The organism is Streptomyces sp. NEAU-YJ-81, assembly GCF_017592595.1.
GTDB lineage: Bacteria > Actinomycetota > Actinomycetes > Streptomycetales > Streptomycetaceae > Streptomyces > Streptomyces hygroscopicus_B.
In genome coordinates, this window is sequence record NZ_JAGFNO010000089.1 from 1 (window position 1) to 7,571 (window position 7,571).

The window sequence follows — 7,571 nt, forward strand, 5'->3', positions numbered from 1 at the left end:
GACGGCCACCGACGTTCGACAAGGCCGACTACAAGCATCGGCACGCGGTCGAGTGCGGGATCAACCGACTCAAGCGACACCGCGCGGTCGCCACGAGATACGACAAACTCGCCGTCCGCTACGAAGCAACCGTGCTGGTCGCAGTCCTCAACGAGTGGCTGTGACCAGCACTTTCGCAACAGACCCTAGCCCAGTGAGTCCCAGCGCAGCGAATCGGTTCCGCCAGGTCCGCACGGTGTCCAGGTGTAATCCGGTCTCACGGGCGATGCGCGCGTTGGAGCGCCCACGCGCCGCGTGCAGGACCACCTGAGCCCGCATACGCAGCCGGTGCTCGGTCTTTTGACCGTAGGCCATCCTCTTCAGCCGCTCGCGCTCGGCGGGGGTCGGGGCTATCGCACGGGCCGGGGCAACAGACAAGACAGGCAGGCCAATCTGTAGAAGTGGTTTTTGGCCGCCCGCATTCTGGGAAGCCCTGCCCGTCGCACCCCCGGCACCCCGCCGGATCGTCCGTCAGCGGTTGACCTCGAGGTTGATCAGGAGGAGCAGGGCGCGCCGTGGCTGGTGCGCACGTGGGCACAGACCCCGGTCACAGCCCCGCCTGAGAGGACATGCCGCCGCTGCTCGCCGCCGCATGCCCGGGACCGCCGAACTTGGTGTACGGGCTGTCAGTCGGTGCGGTAGCCAGCCATGATCGAGGCCGGGTAGCGGCTGCCTGCGGAGCCCTGGGGGAGGACCTCCCGGATACGGGCCAGGTCGGCCTCGGTGAGTTCTACGTCGGTGGCGCCGACGTTCTCCTCCAGACGTGTGGCGCTGCGGGTGCCCGGGATCGGGATTACGTCCTCGCCCTGGGCGAGCAGCCAGGCCAGGGCAAGCTGGGCCGGGGTGATGCCCTTGGTGGCGGCGAGCTTTCGGAGCTGCTCGGCGGCGTTCAGGTTGTAGGCGTAGTTCTCGCCCTGCCAGCGTTCGTCCCAGCGGCGCATGTCGCCCTCGGGGTACTCGTCAGCGGGCTTGACCACGCCGGAGAGGAAGCCGCGGCCGAGCGGCGAGTACGGTACCAGGCCGATCCCCAACTCTCGCAGGACCGGCAGGATCTCGTCCTCTACTTCGCGTTCGAAGACCGAGTACTCGTACTGAAGGGCTGTGACCGGGGTGACGGCGTGGGCGCGGCGGATGTACTGCGGGCCGACGTTACTCAGGCCGAAGTACTGCACCTTGCCCTCGGCGATCAGGTCACCGACAGTGCCGGCGACCTCCTCGGCCGGTACGTCGGGGTCGGAGATGTGCTGGTAGAAGAGGTCGATGCGGTCGGTCTGGAGGTAGCGCAGGCTGTTCTCGGCGACCTTGCGGATGTTCTCCGGGCGGCTGTTGACGCCGCTCCCCGGCGTCTTGCTGGTCATGTCGAAGCCGAACTTGGTGGCCAGGATGACCTCGTCGCGGAAGTCCTTGACTGCGCTGCCGAGCAGCGTCTCGTTGCTGCCGGTGCCTTGGCCGTACAGCTCGGCGGTGTCGAAGAAGTCGACTCCGAGTTCGTGGGCGCGGCGGATGGTGGAGATGCCGTCCTCGTCGTTCGAGGGGCCGTAGGCCAGGGACATCCCCATCACGCCCAGTCCGAGCGCGGAGACGCGCAGTCCCTGCTGTCCCAGGGTGCGGTGCTGCATGAGATCGCTCCTCGTGTCATGTCGGCAGCCCATAGCTGGCCAAACCAAACTGTTCGGTTTGAACCTACGCCTGTCTGGAGCGCAACGCAAAACCGAACGGTTCGGTCGCCTATCCTGGGCTCATGCCTCGCTCCACCAACCCTGGCCAGACCTCGGACGCCGCCATCGCGGGCGAGTCCGCCGACTCCACGCGCCAGCGGATCGTCGCCGCAGCCAAGGAGGAGTTCGCCCGGCACGGGATCGCCGGCGCCCGCGTGAACCGCATCGCCAAGCAGGCCAGGACGAGCAAGGAACGTGTCTACGCCTACTTCCGCAGCAAGGAAGCCCTTTACGCGCACGTCGCCGAACGCGAGACGACCGCACTCGTCGAGGCCACTCAGCTGGACCCGGCCGACCTGCCCGGTTATGCCGGCATCCTCTTCGACCACTTCACGGCACGTCCGGACCACTACCGCCTGATCATGTGGGGCCGCCTGGAGCTGGCCGAGCCCGCAGACAACACCACCAGCCCCCTCCAGGCCACGATCGCCGGCAAGCTCGACCAACTCCGCGACGCACAGCGCATCGGGCTGCTCGACCCGGCCTGGGACCCGGTCGACGTCCTCGCCCTGATCAACCAGATCGCCATGACCTGGGCAGGTCAGCCCGAAATCGCCGCCGCTGCCGCAGACCAGGCCGTGGACCCCTCCATCGCCGCCCGCCGCGCCGCACTGGTGGCCGCCGTCGAGCACATGTTCCCTCGCTCGGACTGAGAACAACGCCCAAACCGTTTGGTTTGACGCACACCTCCGGGTGTGTCCGTTGAAGATGACCTGGTGGACGAACGTGCGGTCCACTGGCGCGGGAGTGATGACGTCGAGCCCGCGGCCGGCCAGGCGGTCGGTGATGGCCGTGGCCATCCGGATTGGCGGTAGCAGCCCTCGTCAACGGCTGTGCCAGCCAGGAGTTCGGCGACACCCGACAGACGCGCCGTCCCGGGGTCAACCCCCGAAGGACTTCCGGAGCCGACCACTAAGCCACCTCGACATACGATGCCACGACCGCCTTGGCGGCTTCCTCCACGCATACCGAGCGGGTGGTGTCGGTCCACTGCCAGGACTGTGCGTAGGCAATGAGGTCGTGGGAGGCGTCCGCGAGGGGGAGGGCGTTGCCGTCACCTCTGATGATCGGCACATCCGGGAGCAGGGTGTGGAACTTGGCGGCCATCGCGTCGCCCGGCTCAACGCCGATCACGTCAGCCCCGCGCTCACGCAGCAGGGCGGTGGCGATTCCGGTGCCCGCGCCGATATCCGCGACGCGGGCACTTGCCAGGGGACGGCTGGTGAGCTGTTCGATGCAGTCGAAGAGCGCGGGAGGATACGAAGGCCGACTGGCCGCGTACTGGTCAGCCGCCGCGTTGAACGAATGGGCGCGTGAGCTGGTGGTCATCCCCACATCGTCCCCCTGCCCCGCTGGCTGCGCGCCCGGTGATCACTTTCGGTCACAGCGCCAGGGGACCGTGCCGCTGTGGGGAGCAGCGGCACGGCCTCACACATAGACGAGTGTGAAGCGCTGAGAGTCAGACCCGTCGCACGCATCGCCCTCGATCCTGGCACCGTCGCTGACGCCCGTCACGGTCCAGCAGAGCCCCATGGACGACGACCTGAACCCGATGCCCGGCTGACCGTACTCGGCGAAGTACGTGAAGCGCTGATGCAGGGATCCCAGGCACTCCTGCTGGATGATCGGCCAAGTAACGGTGTTGCCTTCCCAGGAGCTGCCGATAGTTAGGCACTTGTCCGCGAACGTCCTGATCTCGTGGGTCGGGTTCGCGACGCCATCGTTCATGCTCTTGAAGCGCTGGGCGGGAAGATTCTGGCACCGGTTCTGTTCAAGCGAAGCGCCGTCGCTGGTGCTCTGGTTCCTGATGGTCAGGCACTTGCCCGTGGACGTCTTGATCTGAACGAGGTGGTAAGCGGGGGACGCCTGCGCGGGCTGAGCTACTCCGATCACGGAGGCAAGGACTGCTGCGGCGGCTACGGCCACTGCCGGCCGTCGCAGGGACCTCATCATGGCGCCGATCACGTGGCCTCTTCTCCTTCGTGGGACGCGCCAGCGCTCACACTCGCCGCTGGACAGCACCGTTCAGACTTCCCTGTCGACGGTATGCGGAAAGCGCAAACCGCCCGGTGTGGCCGATACTTGGCGCACCTGCCACCCCTGCGGGTGAACTGGACTAATCGGTTCCGGCCACGCACCCCACACCATCTGGGCCGACTGGGTTGGGTGTCAATGTCAACGAACAGCAGACCGCCTGGGTGACCCCTTCCGGATGGTGGCGCCGACCGTACGTCGGCAGCAGCAGCAGCAGCCCAAGCCTGTGCCATTGATGTGCGGTTGTCGCGCCAGTGCCCTAGCAGTTGGCGGGGGTCCAAAAGGAGGCGGGCAACGCCTCGACCTCGAGGGCGGCTTGGCGTAGGTCGGCGGCAACCGGGAGCAGCGCGGTGTACACCGGGTCGCCGTCGGTGGCCATGCGGTCGATGACGTCGGCGTTGGTCCGGGCCCGTGCGGCCACGACGGCTGCGAATGCCGAACGGTCGCCGTCATAGCCATAGGCGTCGAGCAGCACGTGCAGACGTCGGGGCCGGTCCTCGAACGCGGTGAATCCAGTCCTCTCGGCCAATCGGCGGGCCTGCAAGGGCACCCAGGTCAACGCCGTGAATGCCAGATCGAACTCGCGCGATGAAGGCCCGGCGGTGTCCCAGTCGAAGAACCCGGCCAGATCGCCGTCGCGCCACACCGCGTTCCACGGGGCTGCGTCATGGTGTCCGATGACCAGCCCCGGCCGCCACGTCTGCCCGGCGAGCCAGCGCGCCCCCGGCGGGGGCACAAAGGTCTCCGTCGCATCGTGCAGCCGACGGGCCCACCTGCCGACGCTCACCAAGGCGGTGTCCGAGTACACCCACGCGGGCCAGGGAAGGTCATCGCCGGTGGTCTCGCCCACGAGATGGGTCAGGACCTCACGCCCTTGTGCGTCCATCCCCAGCACGTGGGGCGCCCCGCTGAATCCCACGGCCTCCAGATGACGCAGCACCGCATGCACGGCAGGGGTCCAGGGCTGTACGGGCCGGTGGACCTCATCACCGATACGCACCGCACCTACGGTCCGGCCGCCAGGCAGTCGCTGCTCCTCCATGGCCTCGGTTGTATCGCATGCCGATCGTCTGCGCAGCCGCATTTCCAGGCCCCCGGTCCGGCCAAAGCCTTTGCCGCAGCTCCACGCCGGACAGCGGCTGAACCAGCTGAGCTGCTGTCAAACGCCTCGATTGGATGACAGAGGACGACAGCTGGAATCACTGCGCGGGTGGCACTCGTGATCAATGTCCGTAAGTTTGGGAGTCACCGCGGTCTAGCTGCTCCAGTCGGCGCATCTGGTCATGGATGCGTTCCAGCCCACCGCGCCCCAGCCCCTGCAGGTAGTACAGCCCGAAGTCACTGTCGAGGGCGGCAAGCAGCGCCACGTCGAGCAAGCTGGCGCGAGCCGATACGTACGATCACTTTGACCGCAACACGACAAGGGGGGGAACCGTGAAGCACGTCCGAGTAATTTCCAGCATCGCTCTCGGTACTCTCACGCTACTGCCGCTGACCGGTACTGCGTCCACTTCCGAGTCGTCCAAGAATTCCCCACTCAGGGCTTATCGAGTGACCATCAGCGAGCATTCCAAGAGCTGGGTAACCTCGAAGGAGGAGGGTGAGCCCGCAACGAAGACGGCAAGCGCAGCAACTCATTTCTTCACGCCGCAGGCCCCTGACTACAGGGGGAACAGCCAGTATGGCCACTTCACCGCGCAGGTGAAGTACGGATCCTCGAGTATCCGTTTCATGTGGAGTCACAAGCTCAACCGGAGGACGGCACGAGGCCCACGCCCGCCACGTCCTCGCGGCCTATGAGCGGCACTACAACGAGCACCGCCCCCACCAAACGCGCAACCAGCTACCACCCGACGCCCCCGAACAACCCGCCGCGGCGCATGACCCGGGCACTCACAAAGCCCTGCGCACCCGGATCCTCGGCGGCCTCATCAACGAGTACAGATATGCGGCATGACGTGCAGCGATGACTTTTCGAGCGGCACAGATTCTTGAAAACGGCCAGGGATGCTCCTCGCATCACTCGCTCTGGTGTTCAACGAAGTGGGGAGTTTCAAAGGAGCGTGGCCCGGGTCGTCGGCTTGGGTCTCCCGCTCGTGGAGTGTGCGGGCCGTGTCGAGACGCTGGCTTCGTGTCGGTGGCCAATCCGGGATCCTCACGCACGGCCACACCAGCGATCAGCTGCCTGCGGAGAGGTCCCCGGCAAGGAGCTGTGCCGTGAGTTCCACGCACCGCGTCCGGGCCGCGGAGAAGCCGTAGGGCATCTTGGTGACCGCTTCGAAGACGCTCATCTGGGCGTCCTCCTCGCCGCTCGCCTCGGCGTCGTAGATCTCGAAGAGCTTCTCCTCGGCCGCCTCCAGTCCGGCCTCTTCAATGGCCTGGAGCAGGGCCTTGTGGTGGGCGCAGTGCTGCGCGGCGAGTTCCTCGACCTGCGGGTCGTGGGGGTCGACGGTGTCATCGAGGGCGGCGTCGGCCGCGTCGAGGCGGTCTGCCTCGGCCCGTAGGTCGGGGTGGGTGGCCAGGGTGATGAACACGCTGGCCTGAATTGCGGCTCCCAGCGGCCCGAAGATCCGTTCCGTGACCAGCAGGGCGTCCAGGTCGGAGGGGCGCAGTGCGCCAGAAGGCAGGTGGCTGAGCCGGTCCGTGACCAATGGGGAGAGCAAGCCCAGTGGGCTGCCCACGACCCGCAGGCGCTGGACTGCCGCGCGCTGACGCTTGATGTCGGCCTCCTGGGCGGCCAGGGTCTCCTCCAGCCGGCCCAGGACGTCCTCGATGTCCCGGGCTTCGTCGAAGGCGGCCCGCATGTCGTCCAGGCTGATGCCGGCCTGGGACATCTTGCGGATCCACAGCAGGCGGATCATGTCGTCGTAACCGTAGCGGCGGCGTCCGTCTCCACCTCGCTTGGGCTCCGGCAGCAGACCGATCTGGTGGTAGTGGCGAATGGCGCGCGGGGTGGTCCCGGCGAAGGCGGCGGCATCACCGATCTTGACCTCGCGGGGAGGCATGGCGGACGGGTACATCGCAGACAGGGCCTTTCGTACTGTGGTGCCCTCGACGACACCACATGCCGCTACGGCATATGCAACTACACACCACCCAGATCCTGACGGGCTATCGGGCGGTCCCTCGCTATTGGTGTCCCGTCCCAGGACAGGCCCGGAATGGGGGAGATCCGTCGAGCAGGTCTGATGGCACCCCGAGCAGGGGTTGGGGATTTTCAAGGAGCCCCAGCAACCCAGCACGCGTGCCGAGTCGACGGCGATCTCGGCGTACAGTCGTGCCGCCTCCGCGTGCTCCCCGGCAAGACCGAGTTCCCAGGCATGGAGATGGCGGCTGAGCAGGGTGTCGTAGTGCGGGCGCCGGTAAGAGCCGTGTCATCAGCCGCAAACGGTGTTGATCAGTCTCCTCATCAATCGGTCGACTGATCACCGGCCGCATCCCCCGACTCGCCCCGCCAGCGGGCCAGCGCGTGGCGGGCGGTCAGGGTGTCGGCGCGGGTGATGGACAGGGACCAGGCGGCGGCGAGGGCGAGGGCCTGCTCAGCCCCATCAGCCAGCCGGGGTCACGTCCTCATCGGCCTGGCTCCACAGCTGGATACTGGTGGCGTCCATGTCGACGACGCCGTTGACCAGGACGCGGTAGCCGGAGACGTTGGGCGCGGGCCGTGGAACGGAAAGTCCGCTGCCCTGGTGCGTCACACACCAGGGCAGCGGGGCAGTGGACCTTCATAGCGCAGCTGTGAGCTGGTCAGCCGATGGGGTTGACGAAGGTGCCGGGTCG

9 protein-coding genes and 1 pseudogene are annotated in these 7,571 nt (G+C 67.0%); 2 read left to right on the forward strand and 8 right to left on the reverse strand.

Going from position 1 to position 7,571, the window contains the following annotated elements; translation table 11 throughout:
- Positions 1-147: 147 nt before the first annotated feature.
- Entirely contained in the window at positions 148-354 is a 207-nt protein-coding gene (locus tag J5X86_RS49795; protein WP_308124996.1) for a helix-turn-helix domain-containing protein, read from the reverse strand.
- A gap of 311 nt (positions 355-665) precedes the next feature.
- Entirely contained in the window at positions 666-1,658 is a 993-nt protein-coding gene (locus J5X86_RS49800; RefSeq protein ID WP_137969575.1) for an aldo/keto reductase, read from the reverse strand.
- Positions 1,659-1,780: 122 nt separating this feature from the next.
- On the opposite strand from J5X86_RS49800, the gene J5X86_RS49805 reads away from it, so the two are divergent.
- Complete coding sequence (locus J5X86_RS49805; RefSeq protein ID WP_208523177.1) at positions 1,781-2,410, forward strand: TetR family transcriptional regulator; 630 nt, start codon at positions 1,781-1,783, stop codon at positions 2,408-2,410.
- A 259-nt stretch (positions 2,411-2,669) separates the two neighbouring features.
- Here the strand turns inward: J5X86_RS49805 and J5X86_RS49810 are convergent, their stop codons facing one another.
- The 4 genes from J5X86_RS49810 to J5X86_RS49825 all read right to left on the reverse strand — a co-directional run bounded on the left by J5X86_RS49810 (position 2,670) and on the right by J5X86_RS49825 (position 5,158).
- Positions 2,670-3,086, reverse strand: a complete 417-nt coding sequence (locus J5X86_RS49810) for a class I SAM-dependent methyltransferase (RefSeq protein ID WP_374229510.1) — start codon at positions 3,084-3,086, stop codon at positions 2,670-2,672.
- Positions 3,087-3,185: 99 nt separating this feature from the next.
- Complete coding sequence (locus tag J5X86_RS49815) at positions 3,186-3,722, reverse strand: RICIN domain-containing protein (protein WP_208523178.1); 537 nt, start codon at positions 3,720-3,722, stop codon at positions 3,186-3,188.
- 328 nt (positions 3,723-4,050) lie between these two features.
- Complete coding sequence (locus tag J5X86_RS49820) at positions 4,051-4,833, reverse strand: phosphotransferase (protein WP_208523179.1); 783 nt, start codon at positions 4,831-4,833, stop codon at positions 4,051-4,053.
- Between the two features lie 181 nt (positions 4,834-5,014).
- Positions 5,015-5,158, reverse strand: coding sequence for a hypothetical protein (locus J5X86_RS49825; RefSeq protein WP_208523180.1), 144 nt, complete (start codon positions 5,156-5,158; stop codon positions 5,015-5,017).
- Between the two features lie 404 nt (positions 5,159-5,562).
- On the opposite strand from J5X86_RS49825, the pseudogene J5X86_RS49830 reads away from it, so the two are divergent.
- Positions 5,563-5,748 (forward strand): annotated as a pseudogene (locus tag J5X86_RS49830) (integrase); the annotation flags it as partial.
- Between the two features lie 220 nt (positions 5,749-5,968).
- Here the strand turns inward: J5X86_RS49830 and J5X86_RS49835 are convergent.
- Complete coding sequence (locus J5X86_RS49835; RefSeq protein WP_208523181.1) at positions 5,969-6,811, reverse strand: MerR family transcriptional regulator; 843 nt, start codon at positions 6,809-6,811, stop codon at positions 5,969-5,971.
- Positions 6,812-7,339: 528 nt separating this feature from the next.
- Positions 7,340-7,489 (reverse strand): hypothetical protein, encoded by a 150-nt coding sequence (locus J5X86_RS49840; RefSeq protein WP_208523182.1) that lies wholly within the window; start codon positions 7,487-7,489, stop codon positions 7,340-7,342.
- Between the last annotated feature and the right edge of the window lie 82 nt (positions 7,490-7,571).

Bases quoted from the DNA above. Each gene is read 5' to 3' on its own strand.
- J5X86_RS49820 (WP_208523179.1), bottom strand. From the start codon at position 4,833: ATGGAGGAGCAGCGACTGCCTGGCGGCCGGACCGTAGGTGCGGTGCGT.
- J5X86_RS49800 (WP_137969575.1), bottom strand. From the start codon at position 1,658: ATGCAGCACCGCACCCTGGGACAGCAGGGACTGCGCGTCTCCGCGCTC.
- J5X86_RS49835 (WP_208523181.1), bottom strand. From the start codon at position 6,811: ATGTACCCGTCCGCCATGCCTCCCCGCGAGGTCAAGATCGGTGATGCC.
- J5X86_RS49810 (WP_374229510.1), bottom strand. From the start codon at position 3,086: ATGACCACCAGCTCACGCGCCCATTCGTTCAACGCGGCGGCTGACCAG.
- J5X86_RS49805 (WP_208523177.1), top strand. From the start codon at position 1,781: ATGCCTCGCTCCACCAACCCTGGCCAGACCTCGGACGCCGCCATCGCG.
- J5X86_RS49795 (WP_308124996.1), bottom strand. From the start codon at position 354: ATGGCCTACGGTCAAAAGACCGAGCACCGGCTGCGTATGCGGGCTCAG.